Here is a 17,765-nt window from a genome sequence, read left to right on the forward strand (position 1 = left end):
ATCCCACACCGACCCCCGATGGCCACCGGATTTCAGTGGAACTCACCCCCGGATTTCCACTGAAATCAGGAACCAGGTTTCCACTGAACTCCGACCCGGTCCCGGACTTCCACTGAAATCAGGCCCCGGACTTCAGTGGAACTCGCACCCCGAGTTCCCCTTTGAGCTCCGGTCTCGGACGTCCACTGCGCCCCGGTCCGGGACTTCCACTGAAACCGGGGGTTGGGTTTCCACTGAAATCCGGGGTTTGGGGCTTGGGGCCGAGTTGTTCGTTCTTGACCTGGGGGGATCGGGGTCGTAGCTTGCCTAGCAAGCGCTTGGTTCGGCGGAGGAAGTGGTGTCAGTGGCGATGCCTGGGTCGGTTCCTGTTGCGGAGGCGGTGGACGGTCGCCAGGTGCGGAAGGTGGCGTTGTCCGGGCTGCTGGGCACGGTCATCGAGTACTACGACTTCCTGCTCTACTCGACGATGGCCGCGCTGGTGTTCGGGACGTTGTACTTCCCCGGGTCCAACCCCGCCGTGTCCACCATCGCCGCGTTCGGGACGCTGGCCGCGGGGTACGTCGCGCGGCCGCTCGGCGGGTTGATCTTCGGGCACTTCGGCGACAAGCTCGGGCGCAAGTCCGCGCTGGTCATGAGCATGGTGCTGATGGGTGTGGCGAGCGTGCTCATCGGCGTGCTGCCGACGTACTCGTCGATCGGTTTGACCGCCCCGGTCCTGCTGGTGCTGCTGCGCTGCGTTCAGGGGATCGCGGTGGGCGGCGAGTACGGCGGTGCGGCGCTGATGGTCATCGAGCACGCCGATTCGCGTCGCCGCGGAGCGTGGGTCGGCGTCATGCAGGCGGGTTCGCCGCTGGGGTCGCTGCTGTCGAACGGGGCCGTCGCGCTTGTGACGTTGCTGCCCCGGGAGGACTTCGTGTCCTGGGGGTGGCGGATTCCGTTCCTGGCCAGCGCGATCCTGCTGATCATCGGCCTGTACGTCCGGTTGAGCGTGGTGGAGAGCCCGCTGTTCCGGCAGGCGATGGCGAAGGCGGGTGAGCGGGAGTCGTTGCCGCTGCTGCGGGTGCTGCGGCGTCCGCGCGCGGTGCTGCTGGCGTGCGCTGCGGGGATCGGGCCGTTCGCGATGACGGCGCTGATCGGCTCCCACAGCGTCGCCTACGCCAAGGGGCTCGGCTACGACCTGCCGGACATCATGCGCGCGCACCTGCTGATCAGCCTGACCGGCCTGATCGGGATCCCGATCTTCTCCGCCCTCTCCGACCGCATCGGCCGACGGCGGGTGCTGCTGATCGGCGCGTCCGGGGCGGTGCTGTTCGCGTTCCCGATGTACGCCCTGCTGGAATTGCGGACAGTGCCGGCGATGATCGCGGCGCTGGTGATCGCGCAGATCTTCCAGAACCTCATGTACGCGCCGCTGGCACCGATGCTGTCGGAGATGTTCGGGACTCGCGTGCGCTACACCGGGGTGTCGCTGGGGTATCAGATGGCGAGCCTGCTCGGCGCGGGGTTCACCCCGATGATCGCGGCGACGCTGGTGGCCGGCACCGGCGGGTCGAGCCTGCCGTTGAGCTGCATCATCGTGGGTGCGGTCGGGGTGTCGATCGTCTCGGTGCTGCTGATCTCCGAGACCCGGGGCCGGGATCTCGGTGAGCAGCGGTGAGCACCTTCGCCGAAGTCGTGCGCTCGCGGGCCCGCGACGAGCGGGTCGGGCTGCGCTTCGAGGAGCGGTCGTGGACGTGGGCGCAGGTGGTCGCCGAAGGGGCGCGGCGCGCGGCATGGCTGCGCCGCGCGGGTGTTCGGCACGTCGGGTTGCTGCTGGAGAACGTGCCCGACCACGTGTTCTGGATCGTCGCCGCCGCGCTGGAGGGCGCGGTCGTGGTGGGCATCAACCCGACCCGGCGGGGCGCCGGGCTCGCCCGCGACATCCGGCACACCGACTGCGAGGTCGTCGTCACCGAGACGCGCTTGGCGGGACTGCTCGACGGGATCGACCACGGCGCGTCGGTTGTCAACGTCGACAGCGAGCTCAACCGACTTCCCGAACACGCCGACCTGCCGTCGGTTTCACCGGAACCGGACCGAACGTTGTTGCTGCTGTTCAGCTCCGGGTCGACCGGGGCACCGAAGGCGGTGATCTGCTCGCAGGGCCGGTTGGGCGCGCTCGCGGAGTCGCTGGCCGTGCGCACCGAGCTCACGCGGGACTCGGTGTCGTACCTGTGCATGCCGTTGTTCCACGGCAATTCGGCGATGATGAACCTGGCCCCGGCGATGCACGTCGGGTCGACGGTGTGCCTGGCCCGGAAGTTCTCCGCGTCCGGCTTCGCACGCGACATCCACCGCTACGGCGTCACCTTCGTCAACTACGTGGGACGCACGCTCGCCTACGTCCTCGCGCGGCCGGAAACCGAGGCCGACCGGCGCAGCACCCTGCGGCTCGCCGTCGGCACCGAAGCCTCACCGGCCGACGCCGAACGGTTCGCCGAGCGCTTCGGCTGCCGGGTCTCCGAGGGGTACGGGATGACCGAGGGCGTGCTGCGGATCAACCGGACCGCCGACAGCCCACCGGACTCGCTCGGTCTGCCGGTGGGCGGGCTCGACGTCCGGGTGCTGCGGGAGGACACCGGAACCGAATGCCCGCCCGGGGTGTTCGACGAGCACGGGCGGTTGAGCAACGCCGAGGAGGCCATCGGGCAGATCGTCGCCCTCGGCGAGGCCGCCGCGTTCGAGGGCTACTACAACAACCCCGAAGCTCAGGCGGAACGCGTGCGCGGCGAGGACTTCTGGACCGGCGACCTCGCCTACCGCGACGCATACGGGTTCTTCTACTTCGCCGGGCGCACCGCCGACCGGCTCCGCGTCGACGGCGAGAACTTCGCCGCGGCGTCGGTGGAACGAATCCTCCAGCGCTGGGAGCCGGTCGAAGCGGTGGCGGTCTACCCGGTGCCGGACCCGCGAACCGGCGACCAGGTCATGTGCGCGCTGCAGGTGCGGGGCGAGTTCGACCCGGCGGCCTTCGCGGATTTCCTCGGCGCTCAGCCCGATCTGGGCACCAAGTGGCTCCCCCGCTTCGTCCGCATCACCGGCGAAATCCCCCTCACGGCCAGCAACAAGACGGCGAAAACCCCCTTGCGCCACGCGGCCTGGCGCACCGAGGACCCCGTCTACCACCGCCGAGGCGCGGAGCTCCGGTACGACCGCTTCACCGCGGAGGACCTGCACCGCTGGGAGAGCGCCTTCGCCACCCACGCCCGCACGGCGCTGCTGCCCGGATGAGGCGCGTCAGAACCGTTCGATGATGGTGGCGTTGGCCAGGCCTCCGGCCTCGCACATGACCTGCAGTCCGAAGCGGCCACCGCGCTGCTCCAGGACGTTGAGCAGCGTGGTCATCAAGCGCGCGCCCGAAGCGCCCAGCGGATGACCGATCGAGAGAGCCCCGCCGTTGATGTTGACCTTCGACAGATCGGCGCCGGTCTCCGCCTGCCACGCCAGGACCACCGAGGCGAAGGCTTCGTTGACCTCGAACGCGTCGACGTCCTCGATCCGCAGGCCCGCTCGGGCGAGCACCTTCTCCGTCGCGGGGATGATGCCGCTGAGCATGAAGATCGGGTCGTCCCCGGTCACGGCGAACGCGCGCAGCCGGGCCCTCGGCGTCAACCCGAGCCGGTGAGCCGCTTGCTCGCTGGTGACCAGCACGGCCGCGGATCCGTCGTTGACCGGTGAGCTGTTGCCCGCGGTGACCTTCCAGTCCAGGTCCGGGTAGCGCTGCTCCCAGTGCTCGTCGCGGAACGCCGTCCGCAGACCGGACAGGCCCTCGACGCTGGTGCTGGGGCGGATGGTCTCGTCGGTGCGCAGCTCGTTGACGATGCTGACCTGGTCGTCGAACAGGCCGTCCTTCCACGCGCTCGCGGCACGGCGGTGCGACTCGGCGGCGAACTCGTCGAGCTGCCGGCGCGAGAACCCCAGCGGTCGGCGATGAGTTCCGCGCTGATCCCCTGCGGCACAAGACCGCTTTCGTAGCGGGCGCCGACCGCGCTGCCCGCGAAGTCCTCGCCCGCGAACTGGGAACCGATGGGGATGCGGCTCATCGACTCGACGCCGGAGGCGATCACGACGTCGTAGGCGCCGGCGATCACGCCCTGGGCGGCGAAGTGCAGCGCCTGCTGGCTGCTGCCGCACTGGCGGTCGACCGTGACGCCGGGAACCGATTCCGGGAATCCGGCTCCCAGCAGCGCCCATCGGGCGGTGTTGCCCGACTGCTCGCCGATCTGACCGACCGCTCCGCTGATGACGTCGTCGACCACGACGGGGTCGATGCCGCTGCGCTCGACCAGCGCGCGCAGGGCGTGCGCGTGCAGATCCACCGGGTGGATCTCCGAATAGGCCCCGCCGGGCTTGCCCTTGCCCAGGGGTGTGCGAACCGCGTCCACGATGACGGCACTCGACATGACCATCCCCTCTCACCGTGCTCAACATCATCGTAAACAGCTGAGTTGGTTTTTCCAATGGAGTGGGTTGTGAAGTGGAGCTCACCCCCGGCCGCCGGAGCTGCGCGGAACGACCTGGGGACGGCACGCCGCTGACGGCGGATCTGCTCAGGGCAGCGCGGGGCTCCGCGAGCGGGGTTCCGGCGGCATGGTCGGGTCATGGCCAACGATGAGAAGCAGCCGATGTTCGACCACCGGCTTCGCGAGAGGTTCTACAGCCAGCGGGTTCTGGTGCTCGACGGTCCGCTCGAAGACGACAACGGGACGGTGCTGATCACGCAGATGCTGTCCCTCGCCCACTCCGATCCCGGCAAGGACATCGCGCTGTGGATCCACTCCCCCGGCGGCTCGGTGCCGTCGATGCTCGCGATCCGCGACGTGATGCGGCTCGTGCCGTGCGACGTGTCGACGCTCGCGCTCGGACTCGCGTGCAGCGCGGGTCAGTTCCTGCTGTCGGCGGGCACTCCCGGCAAGCGCTTCGCGCTGCCGCACGCGCGAATCCTGATGCACCAGGGTTCGGCCGGGATCAGCGGTTCGGCCGTCGAGGTGGAGGTGCAGGCCGACGACCTGCGCTACACGCGGGACACGGTGCTCGGCCTGATCGCCGAGGACACCGGGCAGCCCGTCGAACGGGTCTTCGCCGACTCGCTGCACGATCGCTGGTTCAGCAGCGAGCAGGCCCGCGAGTACGGGTTCGTCGACCACATCGTCGACGGCCTGGGACAGGTGATGCCGATGCGCACGCCCATGGGCCTCAGCGCGGAGACGGGAGTTCGGGCATGACCAGCTACACGATCCCCAACGTCATCACCCGCAGCTCCCACGGCGAGCGGATCATGGACGTCTACTCGCACCTGCTCGCCGAACGCATCGTCTACCTCGGCACGCCCATCGACTCCGGTGTCGCCAACGCGCTGATCGCCCAGCTGCTGCACCTGGAGGCCGACAGCCCGGATCGGGAGATCAACCTCTACATCAACTCCGAGGGCGGTGACCCGTCCGCGATGCTCGCGCTCTACGACACCATCCGCTACATCAAGGCCCCGGTCGCCACGACCTGCGTGGGCCAAGCCGTCGCGGCCAGCGCGGTGCTGCTCGCGGCAGGAGCACCCGGCCGTCGCGCCGTGCTGCCGCACACGCGGGTGGTGCTGCACCAGCCGGCCGCGCAGGGCCGGGGCACGATCCCGGACCTGATCCTGCAGGCGGACGAGGTGGTCCGGGTCCGCACCCAGCTGGAGGAGATCCTGTCCCGGCACACCGGCCAGGACGTGCCGACGCTGCGGCACGACACCGACCGCGACCGGGTCTTCGACGCGCCGGAGGCGGTCGCCTACGGCCTCGCCGACCACGTCCTGGACGAGCGGAGTTAGGCCGCCATCAGCAGCGGGCCGGCCGGGCGACCGACGGGAGCGGGGGCCACGGGCCGGCTGCGTCGGACCTGCCCGGCGATGCTGCCGAGCAGATCCGCCAGGTCGATGCCGAGCGCTCCGGTGACCGCGGCGATCATCTCGCTGGAGGGTTCCTTGCGGCCCCGCTCGATCTCGGAGAGGTACTGCGGTGAGACACCGGCTCGCTCGGCGACGTCGACGAGCCGGTCACCCCGGTCTTCCCTGATGGCGCGCAGGCTGCGGCCGAGCTCCTCGCGCCACAGCGGCTCGGGCTCGGTCTTGCGCCTCGGCCTGAACTCAACGACGTCCGCCATGCGCCAATCCTGACACCGTCCAGCCGCCCAGGAAGCCCGTTCCGCTGACGGCGGAACCGATCACCCGCTGGGAGCTGCCGAGGCCGCGCTCCTGGACGCGCCACCGCCGAGTTCCTGCTCGATCTCGGCGGTGGTGGCGGGGTCAGGAGTTCTGCTCGGCGGGGTCGTGGGACTTCAGGAACTCCTCGAGCGCGGTGAGGTGATCGGTGTTGATCTGGTCGACGTCGGCGTCGACCAGTTCGCGCCAGACCGCTTCCCGGGCACCGGGTTCGACGTCCGGGGTGGCCCAGAAGCGCACCTCGTGACCCTCGGCATGGGCGCGATCGACGAGCTCGTGCAGCTTCTGCCGCTCGTGCTCCGGCATGGGGCCGATGCCTTGCCAGGTGAACAGCCGGGTCCAGTTCTCTCGGAGAGGACCACGAGGTCGGCGCTGGTGGCGTCGGCCGGCGGCGGAGTGGCGATGCGGCCGTCCCCGGACGCCCAGCGGACCGGGTCGTCGAAGGTCTGGTTGGCCAGCTGGCCGGAGACGACGACCTCGACGGCGCGGGTGGTCTCGCGGTCGTTCGCCCACGAGCTGACCAGCTGCGGGCGGTCGTCGAGCTGGTCGGCGAGCACGTCCCACACCGCCTGGCCGCCGTCCTTGACGTCGACGTAGAGGCGCAGCGGCTCGGTGGCACCGTCGTAGATCTCGCCGCCGTTGGCACCGGCGATCTCGGCGAGGGGTTCGAGGTAGAGCGACTCCAGGGTGCGGCTGCAGTCGGGCGCGTCGTGGCCGATGCACAGCTCGCCGTCCACCAGCCACACATCGGCCTCGACGCTCCGGAAACCGTGCGAGAGCGCGTCGAACAGCGGCCGCGGGTGCTCGTAATCGTTGTGAGCGTGAGCTCGCTCCAACGGCTGCACCCCGTCGGTGGGGTCCGCCACCGGCTCCGCGTGGGCGCTGATCGGCACGAAGAGCGCGAGAGCGGTCTGGGCGGTCAGGAAGAATGTCCGAGAGGCACGCATGCGCGCTATCCGAGCAGCGCAAGCGGGCGCCGAGGTGGCCTCTCGGTAGCGCAGAGGCCGCGCCCGGTCGACCGCGGCGCGAACTTCGCCACCGGAGGTTCGCGCGATCAGTCCCGGACGAGGCGGCGGGTGTACCCGGCGGCCAGCAGGCGCTGATAGGCCGCTTCGACCTCGGCGGGCACGTCCTGCGGAACGGCGAAGCCGCGTTCGGCGTAGAGGGTGATGCGCTGTGTGTCGCCGACGAGCATGTCGATGACGCGCTCGGCGTCACCGATGGCGCGGACGTAGTCGTCCAGCGGGGTGCGCTGCGAGCTGCAGACGGTGTCGGCCTCGGGCCAAACCTTCTTCGCCGTGGCGAAGGCGCGTCGCTGCTGGTACGGCTTGGACACCAGCAGCAGGGACTCGGCCTCCCGGCCCGCGAGAGCCTGGCGGGTGAACTCGATGTTCTCGGCGGTGTTGGTGGCTTTCGGCTCGACGACGATCGCCGCGTCCGGGACGCCGCGCCCGATCGCGTGCTCGCGGTAGTGCACTGCCTCGCCGCGCGGGAAGCGCTCGACGGTCGTCGGGGCGTTGGCTCCGGTGAACACGACCAGCGGGAACCACCCGCCGCCGTAGAGCTCGACGACGTGGTCGGCGACGCCGAGATCGTGGCTGCCCAGCCCGACGCCGACGTCGCACCGCCGCAGCTCGTGCCCCAGGTCGTGGTAGTCCCACAACAGCTCCGCGTCGGCGCGGTGCTCCTCCGGAACGGCGGTCCCCATCGACGCCTCACCTCCACAGCTCGAGCTGATCCGGCGAACCTATTCTCCGGTCAGGCCGCCGCGTCCTGGAGCTCGGTGGGTTCGGCGATGACGTCGACCATCGCACCGTTGCGGGTGACGGTGATCTGCAGCGGCTTGCCGATGGCTTCGGCAAACATGAGCCGCTGCAGCCCCTGGGCGTTGCGGACCGGCTCCCCCGCGGCGGTCAGCACGAGGTCGCCGGGGTGGAGCCCGGCGCGGTCGGCCGGGCTGCGGCGCACGACGTCGACGACCCGCAGACCGGTGCGCTGGTCGATGCGCCGGGCCAGCTCCTCCGGCAGCGGCGCGGGCGTGGTGACCAGACCGAGGTAGGCGCGGCGAACCCGCCCGGTGCGCATCAGCGAGTAGATGATGCGCCGGGTGGTCGAGTTGATCGGGATCGCCAGCCCCACACCGATCCCGGCCACGGCCGTGTTGATCCCGACCACGACGCCTCGCGCGTCGGCGAGCGCACCGCCGGAGTTGCCGGGGTTGAGCGCGGCGTCGGTCTGGATGACGTCCTCGATCATCCGAGCGGCGTGACCGCCACCCGAGGGCATCGACCGCCCGAGTCCGCTGACCACGCCTGCCGTGACCGAGCCGGTCAAGCCGAGCGGATTGCCCACCGCCACCACCAGCTGGCCCACGACGAGCTCGTCGCTGTCGCCGAGCTCCACCGGTTTCGGCGTCTGCCCGTCCGCGCGGACGACCGCCAGGTCCGACAGCGGATCGGCGCCCACCAAGGACATCTCGGCGCTGGTCCCGTCGGCGAAGTAGGCGGTCCCGCCGCGCGAACCGCCGAGGACGTGCGCGTTGGTCAGCATGAACCCGTCCGCGGTGAACACCACCGCCGACCCCGTGGCCTCACCCCACGCTCCGCGGGTGCGCAGGCTGGCCACGCTCGGCGTGATCTCCGCGGCCACCGAGCTCACGATGCGCGAATAGGCATCCATCGCCCCCGCGTCGGACGATTCGGGAGCTCCGTGCTCAGTCATCTCGACCTCCCCGCCTCGAGCCGTTGCCGGGATAACACCGCCCCACCACCGGGACATTCCCGGAACGATCAGCGGTAGGCGCGGAGGAAGGCGTCGACCCCGTCGGCGATGAGGGCGTGGAGCTCCCCGGTGTTGCGGGCCAGATCCGGGTTCTCGTCGATGACGTCGAGGGCCAGGCGCATGGTCAGGGCGATGAAGTGCTGGACCGCGCGGCGCGGGTCGGGGACGTGCAGGTCTCCCCTGTCGGCGTAGCGGGTGAAGCGCTGCTCCAGGGAGCGTTCCGGCTCGTCGTCGAGCCCGTCGGGCAGCCGCGGAGCCGGCGGCGCCTGGGCATTGAGGCGGCGGAAGTTGACGTAGACCGAGGACGGGAAGGTCTCGGTGGTGACCCGCTGCGCGAAGGCGTGCAGCGCTTCGCGCAGGTCCCGGTCGTCGGTGAGCTCTTCGTCGATGGCCGCGCGGATGGTGGTCAGCAGGACGTCGCCGGAGCGCTCCAGGACCCCTTGGAACAGGGCGCGCTTGTCGCCGAAGTGGTCGTAGACCGTGCGCTTGGAGACCTCGGCGCGGGCCGCGATCGCGTCGACGCTGGTGACCTCGAATCCTTCGGAGACGAACAGCTCCTCGGCCGCGTCCAGGATGGCCGCGCGCTTCATCTCGGTCCGCTTGCGCCGGCCGGGTGACTGCGCGGCCGTCCTGGGTGTCGCCATGGTTCACATCCTATTCTCAGCCAATTCACACTACACCGTGTAGTGTAGTTTTTATCGCGGCAAGCGCACACCGAACGCGAGGAGCGGTTCATGCAAGCCGTAGACGGCGCCGAAGCCGCACTGCACACCAGGTGGAACGGGCGGCTCATAGGCCTGGTGGCGGTGCTGGTCCTGGTCAACTTCATGGTCGACACGGCCATCTCAGCACCCCTGATCGTGCTGCCGGAGATGCTCGACCACTTCGGCACCGACCAGGCCGCGTGGCTCCACGCCAGCGCGATGCTGGCCGGAGCGATGTGGGCTCCCCTGCTCGGCAAGAGCGCCGACGTCCACGGCAAGCGTCGGATCCTGGTGCTGACGCTGCTGATCAGCTGCGCGGGCGCGCTCGTGTGCGCGGTGGCGCCCACCGCGTGGATCTTCGTGATCGGCAGGCTCATGCAGGGCTCGGCCGTGGCCGCGCTGTTCCTGACCGTCGCGATCGTGCGCGACGTCTGCGCACCGCGCCTGTCCATGGTCGTGGTCGGCATCGTGACCTCGGGATCGGCCGTGCTCAACATCGGTTCGCGCTTCGCGGCCGAGAAGCTGGCCGCTGAGTACGGCTTTCAGATCATCTTCGTCATCTCGGCCGCGGTGGCGGCGGCGATGGCACTGGTGGTGCGCGGAGTCGTGTCCGAATCCCCGGTCACCACTCCCGGCCGGATCGACTTCGGCGGAGCCGCGCTGCTCGGCGGCGGACTGATCGGAGTGCTCAGCTACGTCAGCCTCGGGTCCGAGATCGGCTGGCTGGAGATCGGGCCGATCGCACTGCTGGTCGCCGGCGCAGCGGCGCTGGCCCGGTGGTGGATCGCCTCCGGCCGCACCCCGGAACCGCTGATCGACGTGCGCCGGCTGGGCGGTCCGCTGCTGCTCACACTGCTCATCATCGTGCTGTCCACCGGCTCGTACCAGAGCATGCTGCAGCTGCTGCCGCTCGTCGGCGAGGTCCCGCTGAGCCAGGGGCTCGGCTACGGCCTCGGCGGGCAGGGGTCGCTGGCGATGCTGCTGGCCGCGCCCGCCATCGGCGTCATGATCGGCGGCCCGCTCGCGGGGATGCTGGCCGGGCGCTTCGGCCCGGTGGTGACGCTGACGGGCGCCGTGGGTCTCGGAACCATCGGCACTCTCGGCATGTTCGCCGGTGTCGCGTCTTTCCCGGCCGCCCTCGTGTTCGCGCTGCTGCTCGGGTTCACCGTCGGCGCGCTCGGCACCTCGGGGTTCAACGTGGCGGGCAGCCTCGCGCCCGCGAGCCAGCAGGCGACGGTGTCGAGCCTGGTCATGGTCATGGTCGCGGTCGGCTCGGTGGTGCTCAACTTCGTGGGATCGGCGGTGCTGCACTCCACGGCCCTGCCCGCAGGCGGCGGAACCGTCAACTCGGGGCTGGGGGTCTTCAGCTACCTCACGATCGCCGCCGTCGCGTTCGGCCTGTCCACGGTGACCGCCGTCGTGCTGACCCGTCGGCAGAAGTCCATCAGGTGAAGGAGGAAGACGTGCGAGTTCTGGTTTCAGGTGCGAGCATCGCGGGCCCTGCGGTCACGTTCTGGTTGCACCACAACGGGTTCGAGGTGACCGTCGTCGAGAAGGCAGCATCGGTGCGCAACGGCGGGTATCCGATCGACGTGCGGGGAACCGCCCTGGAAGTCGCCCGCCGGATGGGGATCCTGCCGCAGCTGCGGCAGGCCGACATCAAGACGCGGCGGCTGACGTTCCTCGACGCCGACGGCTCGGTCGCGGCCTCCGTGCACCCCCAGCACGTCGTGGGCGGCGTCGACGGGCAGGACCTGGAGGTCCGCCGCGGTGATCTCACCCAGGTGCTCCACGAGGCCGTTCGCGACGACGTGGAGTTCGTGTTCCACGACTCCATCGACGTGCTCGACGAGCACGAGGACGGGGTGCGCGTCACCTTCCGCAGCGGTGCGCAGCGGGAGTTCGACCTCGTGGTGGGCGCCGACGGGCTGCACTCCCGGACCCGCGAGCTCATCTTCGGACCCGAGCTGCAGTTCCACCGCTACCTGGGGTTCTGCTTCGCCGGGTTCACCACGCCCAACACCCTCGGGCTCTCCCACGAGGGCATCATGTGGAACACGCCCGGCAAGGCGGCGGCGCTCTACGGCGTCCGGGACAGCGACGAGCTGCACGGCTTCCTCAACATCGCCCGCCCGCAGCCGCCGCTGGAACTGCTGCGCGATCCCGACGCGCAGCGAGAGCTGGTGGCCGACGCGTTCGCCGGGGAGGGCTGGGAGATCCCGAACCTGGTCAAGGCGATGCGCGAAGCCGACGACCTGTTCTTCGACACGGTCAGCCAGATCCACCTGCCCGCGTGGTCGCGCGGCCGGGTCGCCCTGGTCGGCGACGCGGCCCACGCGCCGTCCTTCCTGACCGGCCAGGGTTCGAGCATCGCGCTGGTCAGCGCCTACATGCTCGCCGACGCGCTGGCCGCCCACACCGACCACACCGAGGCGTTCGCCGCCTACGAGGCCGGCACCCGCGAGTTCGTCGAGCTCAACCAAGCCCTCGTCGGCGAAGGCGATGCAGCCCTGTTCCCCACCACCCGGGAGGCGTTGGAGAAGCGCAACGCAGGCCTGCGCGCGCTCACCGAGATGCCGCCCGCGACCGGCAGGCCGGAGCACTCGGCATTGGTTCTGCCCGCTCCCAGGCGCTGACCAGGTCACGTCTGGTGCGCGGCCGGGCGGGTGACCAGGCCGCGCGCGACGATCTCCAGCACGGCCGCGATCGCCACCGCCTCCACCGCCAGCAGCCCCACCAGCACGAACAGCTGCACGGCTCCGGCCTGGAGCGGGCTGGCACCGCCCAGCAGCATGCCGACGAACGCTCCCGGCAGGGTCACCATCCCGACGGTGCGGGTCTGGTCGAGCGCGGGAACCAGCGCCGTTCCGGCCACGGGACGGGCGATTTCGAGCCGGGAATCGCGTTCGGACAGACCCAGCGACAACGCCGCCTCCACCTCGCCGCGGCGCTGCGCCAGCTCGTCGAGAAGTCGACGACCGGCCAGCGCCGTGGCGGTCAGCGCTCCCCCGATCAGCTGGCCGATCAGCGGGATCAGCACCAACCCGGTCAGCGGCACCGCCCGAGACACCAGCAGCACTCCGGCGACCGGCGCGACACCGGCGGCGATGGGGACGGCCGCCCACCACCACGTCCGGTTGCCGGTGATGCGCCGTCCCGCCGTGCGCGCCGCGATCGCGAACATCACCACGATGAACGCCCCCACCAGCCACGACCAGCGCACCACGGAGGTGATGATCAGCGACACCAGCAGCAGCTGCGCGGCCCCGCGCAGCCCGGCGGTGATCACGGCCCAGTGCCTGGCGAACCCGCCCAGGCGCACCACCGCGGCGGCCACGACCAGCAGCAGCACGACCACGGCACCGAGCACCGGCGTCACCGGAATCGTCCCAGAACCCACCCGGCGACCCTACGGCCGAATCGCGCTGGATCCCAGTTACCGGGGAGCGGCAGTGGAGCCGCGCGGGATGAGAGTCGGGGCGCTCACCAGGGTTTCGCCGGGCCCCGACCCGTCGTCGAGCAGCAGGCGCAGGGCGTCGGCGGCGATCTGCCTGAACGGCACCCGCACGGTGGTGAGCGGCACCGGCAGCCTGCTGACCACCGGGATGTCGTTGTAGCCGACGATCGACACGTCCCGGGGCACTTCCAGGCCCAGCGCGTGCGCAGCGGCGAGCACGCCGATCGCTGTGTTGTCGTTGACCGCGAACACCGCGCTCGGACGGTCTGGACGATCCAGCAGCTGACGCCCCGCGATCTCACCCGCCTCGATCGAGAACGCGTCACCGGCGACCAGCGCCGGGTCGAAACCGATTCCGCCGCTCTCCAACGCTTCCCGGTAGCCCGCTGCGCGCCCTTGTGCGCTCGACGCGTACGCAGGTCCGCCGACCAGGCCGATCCTGTGGTGTCCGAGGTCGATGAGGTGCCGAGTCGCCAGCTGCGCTCCGAGGCGGTCGTCGCCGATGGCGGCCGGACCGCTGCCGTCGGTGCGCAGGGCCAGCGCGTAGGAGGTCTTGCCGACGCCGACCGGTTCGCCGATGCGCGCCGTGGTGAGGATGAGCCCGTCGACCCTGCGCCGCCGCAGCGACTGCACCGCCTTGTCCTGCACTTCCGGCAGGTCTTCGGTGGTCGCCACGACCGTGAACAGGTCACGCCCAGCCGCGGCCTCGGTGATCGCCTCGTAGAGCATCGCCATGACCGTGTCGGTGAGCCTGGGAACGATCACTCCCACCGTGCTGGTCCCGGAACGGCGCAGCCCGGATGCGAGCGGGTCGCGGACGTAGCCGAGTTCAGCCGCGGCCTCGCGAACGCGCTCCGCCGTCGCGTTGGTGGAACGCGGGAGGCGCTCGTCGAGAACGCGGGAGACCGTGGACTTGCTGACCCCGGCCGCCCGGGCCACATCGAGAATCGTCACCACACCCGGAGCCTACCCGAAGATGGGAACGTTCCCGGGATCGGTCTTGACACCCGGCGAGCCTTGGCGCATCGTCTTGGGAACGTTCCCGCGACCGTTCCCAGGATGGAGTCCCAGGCATGTCTCTCGATCTTCGCGGCCTCAACCCCGCTCCGGTCACGCCGTTCACCCAGGACGGCGAGGTCGACCACCAGGCGATGGCCAAGCTCGGCCAGTGGCTGGCCGGCCACGATGGCGTCAAGAGCCTCGTGGTGCTCGGCCACGCCGGCGAGGGGACCTTCCTGACTCAGGACGAGCAGGTCGCCACCATCGCCCACCTGGTCGAAGCCGTCGACGTCCCGGTCATCGCCGGGATCACGGGCGAAGGCACGCACGTCGCCGTGGAGGAGGCCAAGCGCGCGGTCGCCGCCGGAGCGGAGGCGGCGCTGGTGTACCCCTCGCACGGCTGGCTGCGGTTCGGCTACCAGCAGGGCGCCCCGCAGGAGCGGTACCGCGCGATCTACGAGGAGGCGGGCCTGCCCTGCATCCTCTTCCAGTACCCGGACGTCACCAAGGCGAACTACGACCTCGACACCCAGCTCGAGATCGCCGCCCAACCGGGCGTTTTCGCCACGAAGAACGGCGTGCGGAACATGCGTCGCTGGGACACCGAGATCCCCGTCCTGCGGCGGGAGAACCCCGATCTGCAGATCCTCTCGTGCCACGACGAGTACCTGCTGCACACCATGTTCGACGTGGACGGCCTGCTGGTCGGCTACGGCAACATCGCCCCCGAGCCGCTGCTCGAACTCATCGCGGCCGGAAAGGCTCAGGACTACGCAGCAGCCCGCGCGGTGCACGACCGCCTGCTGCCTGTCACCAAGGCCGTCTACCACCGCGGCTCGCACATGGAGGGCACCGTGGCCCTCAAACTCGCCCTCAAAGCGCTCGGCGTGCTGGAGAACGCGACCGTGCGCTCTCCCCTGATCGACCTCTCCACCGAGGCCGAAGAGGAGATCGTCCAGGCGCTGCGCAGCGCGAACCTCGTCTGAGCCAGCCCGCGGGCCGGGTGTGCGCTTGCGCATCCGGCCCTTGCCGGCCACCCGGCCGGTCCGGTGACAATGCCGTCCCCGAACGACCCCGCGACAATGCCGCGTGGGGGTGAGGAAGCATCATGTCCGACGCAGCACCCGCCCGGTTGAACAACGGGCCCAGCGACACCTCCGGTTCCGCTCCGGTCGGCAGTGGCCGCCGAATCCTGCGGATGCTCGCCCTGATGGGGCCTGCCTTCATCGTCGGCGCCTGGCAGTTCGGGCCCGGCAACCTCACCTCGGCGGTGCAGGCCGGCAGCCGCTTCGGCTACTCACTGATCTGGGTCATCGCCATCTCCACAGCGCTGATGCTCATCTACGCCGACATGAGCATCCGCATCGCTCTCGTGTCGAAGGGCTCGGTCGTCCAGACCATCAAAGATCACCTCGGCAGTTGGGTCGGCGGGCTCGCCGGGTTCGGCGTCTTCGCCATCACCCTGATGTTCTCCGTCGGCAACGCCGTCGGCTCGGGCCTGGGCCTGTCGCTGGTGTTCGGGGGCTCGCCCATGTGGTGGACGCTGGCGTGCACTACCGTCGTCGTCGGCATCCTCTTCGCACGGCGGCTCTACACGCTCATCGAGAAGCTCGTGCTGGTCATCGTCGCGATCATGGCGGCATCGTTCGTCGCCACCGCGATCATCACCCGGCCCGACTGGGGAGCCGCCGCCGTCGGCTCCGTCGTCCCGGTCGTGCCTGCAGGAGTCGATCTGCTGATCGTCGCTCTCGTGGGCACCAACTTCTCCGTCAACGCCGCGTTCTACGCCGGCTACGCCTCACGCGAGCGCGGACTCCGCCGCGAGCAGTACCGCGAAACCAGCATCGCCGACACCATTCCCGGCATCGTCGCGCCCGGAATCATGACGGCCCTGGTCATCATGGCCGCGGCCGCGGTCCTGCCCGGCGTCGGCGGCGAGGACGGCGCCACGCTCAAGCAGTTCTCCACCGTCCTCACCCCGATCGCCGGCGAAATGGGGCGGACCGTCTTCTCGCTCGGTTTCACCGGCGCCGCGTTCTCGGCGATGATCGCCAACGCCACCGCAGGCGGCACCCTGCTCTCCGACGGCCTCGGCTTCGGCAACCAACTCGCCTCGTGGCGAGTCCGCGCCGGAATCCTGGGAGTGCTCGGCTTCGGTGCCCTGGCCACCGTTCTCGCCCGGGGCGAGTCACCGGTCCAGCTCATCATCGCTGCCCAAGCGTTGACCGTCGTCGTGGCACCCGTCCTGGCGGTGCTGCTCGTCGTTCTGGCCAACCGGCGCGACCTGATGGGCGACCTCCGCAACAAGTGGTGGCAGAACGTCTTGGCCGCCATCGGGCTCGTCGCCATCGCCGCCGTCTGCTACCAGCTGGTGGTCACCAGCTTCTCCTAGTCGAGAAGTTCCCGGCGGGCGGCCTGGGCCATGTCGGCCGCGTGGCGCAGGCCGCTCTCGGTGAACCGGGCGTGCAGGTCGCGCAGGTCGGCGTCGACCTGGTCCGGCGAGGCGCCCTGGCGGGCTTGGCTTTTCACCAGGCCGAGACGGGCCAGGGCTTCGCCTCGTGGCTCGGAGATGCGGGTGAACTCCTCGACGGTGTCGCGGTAGACGCGCTCGGCCTCGGCGTAGCGGCCCGCGCGGTAGAGGACGTTGCCGCGCATCTTGTGGTTGTAGGCCAGCGCCGCTTCCAGGCGCATGTCCCGGCACGTGCGTTCGGCGTCGGCCAGCAGGTGCAAGGCCTCGTCGGGTTCGCCGCGCAGCGAGGTGAGGTCGGCGACGCCGCGCAGCGCCCAGGCGCGTCCCCGCTGGTCGTCGCTGTCGGTGGCGATCTGGCAGGCCTCGGTGAACATGGCCAGGGCGGTGTCGTAGTCGCCCCCGTGCCGGTGGATCTGCGCGATCCCCTCCAGCGCCCACACGACGTGCCTCGGCTGACCGACCTCCCTCGCCTCGGCCAGCAGCTGCTCGTGGAGCCGCAACGTTCCGGCGAAATCACCTTGCACGCGGCCGGTTTCGGCGAGCCCGGCCAGCGCGTACCCCCGCGCCATGGGATCCGTGCCGCGCTCCGCGGCCGCCACCGCGCGGGTCAGCAGGCGGTGCGCCAGCACGTAGCGACCGCGCTGCCGGGCGAGGGTGCCGCCGCTCCACAGCGCCCAGGCCATCGCGTCCTGGTCGCCGGCGTCCCGCGCGGTGCGGTAGCTGGCGCGCCAGGCGCGTTCAGCGCGCTCCACCCTGCCCAGCCGCCTGCACGCCTCGGCGATGGCCAGCAGCGCACCCGCGCGTTCGACCGGCGTGGTCGCCGCCGCGTCGTGCCGTTCGGCCTGTTCGAGCACCTCGTCCAGCGACGCGTTCACCGACAACGCCGCGAGGCCACCCCGGTACTCATCCGCCTTGGCGTGCATGGAACTCCCTCCAGTAGACCGACCACACCGATCCGCGAGGGAGAACGGCGTGATCATTTCCACTGAGGACGCTACGGAGGAAGCGGAACCGAAACCTCAGGTCTCACCCCGGAAACCGTCCCCGAGCACCCCTAGGGGCCGTCCCGTACATCAAAAGTCGGTCACCCCCTACCACTCCCCTCCGCCCACC

The 17,765-nt window shown here is 70.4% G+C and carries 17 protein-coding genes and 1 pseudogene; 9 read left to right on the forward strand and 9 right to left on the reverse strand.

Annotated features, from left to right (window positions below; translation table 11 throughout):
• Positions 1 to 394 precede the first annotated feature (394 nt).
• Positions 395 to 1,657: an MFS transporter gene (locus E1181_RS26600; RefSeq protein ID WP_235877061.1), complete on the forward strand. Its 1,263-nt coding sequence runs from the start codon at positions 395 to 397 to the stop codon at positions 1,655 to 1,657.
• Positions 1,654 to 3,270, forward strand: coding sequence for an AMP-binding protein (locus E1181_RS26605; protein ID WP_132678907.1), 1,617 nt, complete (start codon positions 1,654 to 1,656; stop codon positions 3,268 to 3,270). Before E1181_RS26600 ends, E1181_RS26605 begins: the two co-directional genes overlap by 4 nt.
• Before the next feature lie 6 nt (positions 3,271 to 3,276).
• On the opposite strand, the pseudogene E1181_RS26610 reads toward E1181_RS26605, so the two are convergent.
• Positions 3,277 to 4,442, reverse strand: a pseudogene (locus E1181_RS26610) (thiolase family protein).
• Between the two features lie 198 nt (positions 4,443 to 4,640).
• On the opposite strand from E1181_RS26610, the gene E1181_RS26615 reads away from it, so the two are divergent.
• Together E1181_RS26615 and E1181_RS26620 are read left to right on the forward strand one after the other, a co-directional pair.
• Complete coding sequence (locus E1181_RS26615) at positions 4,641 to 5,264, forward strand: ClpP family protease (protein ID WP_132678908.1); 624 nt, start codon at positions 4,641 to 4,643, stop codon at positions 5,262 to 5,264.
• Entirely contained in the window at positions 5,261 to 5,851 is a 591-nt protein-coding gene (locus tag E1181_RS26620; protein ID WP_132678910.1) for a ClpP family protease, read from the forward strand. Before E1181_RS26615 ends, E1181_RS26620 begins: the two co-directional genes overlap by 4 nt.
• On the opposite strand, the gene E1181_RS26625 is transcribed toward E1181_RS26620, so the two are convergent.
• A complete protein-coding gene (locus tag E1181_RS26625; protein ID WP_132678912.1) occupies positions 5,848 to 6,183 on the reverse strand; it encodes a helix-turn-helix domain-containing protein in 336 nt (111 codons plus the stop codon). The genes E1181_RS26620 and E1181_RS26625 overlap by 4 nt on opposite strands.
• A 142-nt stretch (positions 6,184 to 6,325) precedes the next feature.
• The gene (locus tag E1181_RS32340; protein WP_235877062.1) at positions 6,326 to 6,547 is read right to left on the reverse strand and encodes a PI-PLC domain-containing protein; all 222 of its coding nucleotides are present in this window, start codon (positions 6,545 to 6,547) and stop codon (positions 6,326 to 6,328) included.
• A gap of 69 nt (positions 6,548 to 6,616) precedes the next feature.
• Between E1181_RS32340 and E1181_RS32345 the strand changes: the two genes are divergently transcribed.
• On the forward strand, positions 6,617 to 6,838 hold the full coding sequence (locus E1181_RS32345; protein ID WP_235877063.1) for a hypothetical protein: 222 nt from the start codon (positions 6,617 to 6,619) through the stop codon (positions 6,836 to 6,838).
• Between the two features lie 457 nt (positions 6,839 to 7,295).
• Here E1181_RS32345 and E1181_RS26635 read toward each other — a convergent pair whose 3' ends face one another.
• From E1181_RS26635 to E1181_RS26645, 3 genes are all read right to left on the reverse strand, one after another.
• Positions 7,296 to 7,949, reverse strand: coding sequence for a YdcF family protein (locus tag E1181_RS26635; RefSeq protein ID WP_132678914.1), 654 nt, complete (start codon positions 7,947 to 7,949; stop codon positions 7,296 to 7,298).
• A gap of 50 nt (positions 7,950 to 7,999) precedes the next feature.
• Positions 8,000 to 8,962, reverse strand: a complete 963-nt coding sequence (locus tag E1181_RS26640; protein ID WP_132678916.1) for a S1C family serine protease — start codon at positions 8,960 to 8,962, stop codon at positions 8,000 to 8,002.
• A 68-nt stretch (positions 8,963 to 9,030) separates the two neighbouring features.
• Complete coding sequence (locus E1181_RS26645; protein WP_132678918.1) at positions 9,031 to 9,666, reverse strand: TetR/AcrR family transcriptional regulator; 636 nt, start codon at positions 9,664 to 9,666, stop codon at positions 9,031 to 9,033.
• A gap of 90 nt (positions 9,667 to 9,756) precedes the next feature.
• Here E1181_RS26645 and E1181_RS26650 point away from each other — a divergent pair, with 90 nt between their 5' ends.
• Both E1181_RS26650 and E1181_RS26655 read left to right on the forward strand, forming a co-directional pair.
• Positions 9,757 to 11,178: an MFS transporter gene (locus tag E1181_RS26650; protein WP_207922333.1), complete on the forward strand. Its 1,422-nt coding sequence runs from the start codon at positions 9,757 to 9,759 to the stop codon at positions 11,176 to 11,178.
• A gap of 11 nt (positions 11,179 to 11,189) precedes the next feature.
• A complete protein-coding gene (locus tag E1181_RS26655) occupies positions 11,190 to 12,362 on the forward strand; it encodes an FAD-dependent monooxygenase (protein ID WP_235877064.1) in 1,173 nt (390 codons plus the stop codon).
• 5 nt (positions 12,363 to 12,367) lie between these two features.
• On the opposite strand, the gene E1181_RS26660 is transcribed toward E1181_RS26655, so the two are convergent.
• Both E1181_RS26660 and E1181_RS26665 read right to left on the reverse strand, forming a co-directional pair.
• Positions 12,368 to 13,126: an ABC transporter permease gene (locus E1181_RS26660; RefSeq protein ID WP_132678921.1), complete on the reverse strand. Its 759-nt coding sequence runs from the start codon at positions 13,124 to 13,126 to the stop codon at positions 12,368 to 12,370.
• Positions 13,127 to 13,162: 36 nt separating this feature from the next.
• The gene (locus E1181_RS26665; RefSeq protein WP_132678923.1) at positions 13,163 to 14,140 is read right to left on the reverse strand and encodes a LacI family DNA-binding transcriptional regulator; all 978 of its coding nucleotides are present in this window, start codon (positions 14,138 to 14,140) and stop codon (positions 13,163 to 13,165) included.
• A 116-nt stretch (positions 14,141 to 14,256) separates the two neighbouring features.
• Here E1181_RS26665 and E1181_RS26670 point away from each other — a divergent pair, with 116 nt between their 5' ends.
• Together E1181_RS26670 and E1181_RS26675 are read left to right on the forward strand one after the other, a co-directional pair.
• On the forward strand, positions 14,257 to 15,168 hold the full coding sequence (locus E1181_RS26670) for a dihydrodipicolinate synthase family protein (protein ID WP_132678925.1): 912 nt from the start codon (positions 14,257 to 14,259) through the stop codon (positions 15,166 to 15,168).
• 122 nt (positions 15,169 to 15,290) lie between these two features.
• Positions 15,291 to 16,574, forward strand: a complete 1,284-nt coding sequence (locus E1181_RS26675) for an Nramp family divalent metal transporter (RefSeq protein ID WP_235877065.1) — start codon at positions 15,291 to 15,293, stop codon at positions 16,572 to 16,574.
• Here the strand turns inward: E1181_RS26675 and E1181_RS26680 are convergent.
• Positions 16,571 to 17,575 carry a tetratricopeptide repeat protein gene (locus E1181_RS26680; RefSeq protein ID WP_132678926.1) on the reverse strand — a complete coding sequence of 335 codons (1,005 nt, stop codon included), beginning with the start codon at positions 17,573 to 17,575 and terminating at the stop codon, positions 16,571 to 16,573. The genes E1181_RS26675 and E1181_RS26680 overlap by 4 nt on opposite strands.
• Between the last annotated feature and the right edge of the window lie 190 nt (positions 17,576 to 17,765).

The sequence above is a fragment of the Saccharopolyspora terrae genome, from assembly GCF_004348435.1.
GTDB classification, from domain to species: Bacteria; Actinomycetota; Actinomycetes; order Mycobacteriales; family Pseudonocardiaceae; genus Saccharopolyspora; species Saccharopolyspora endophytica.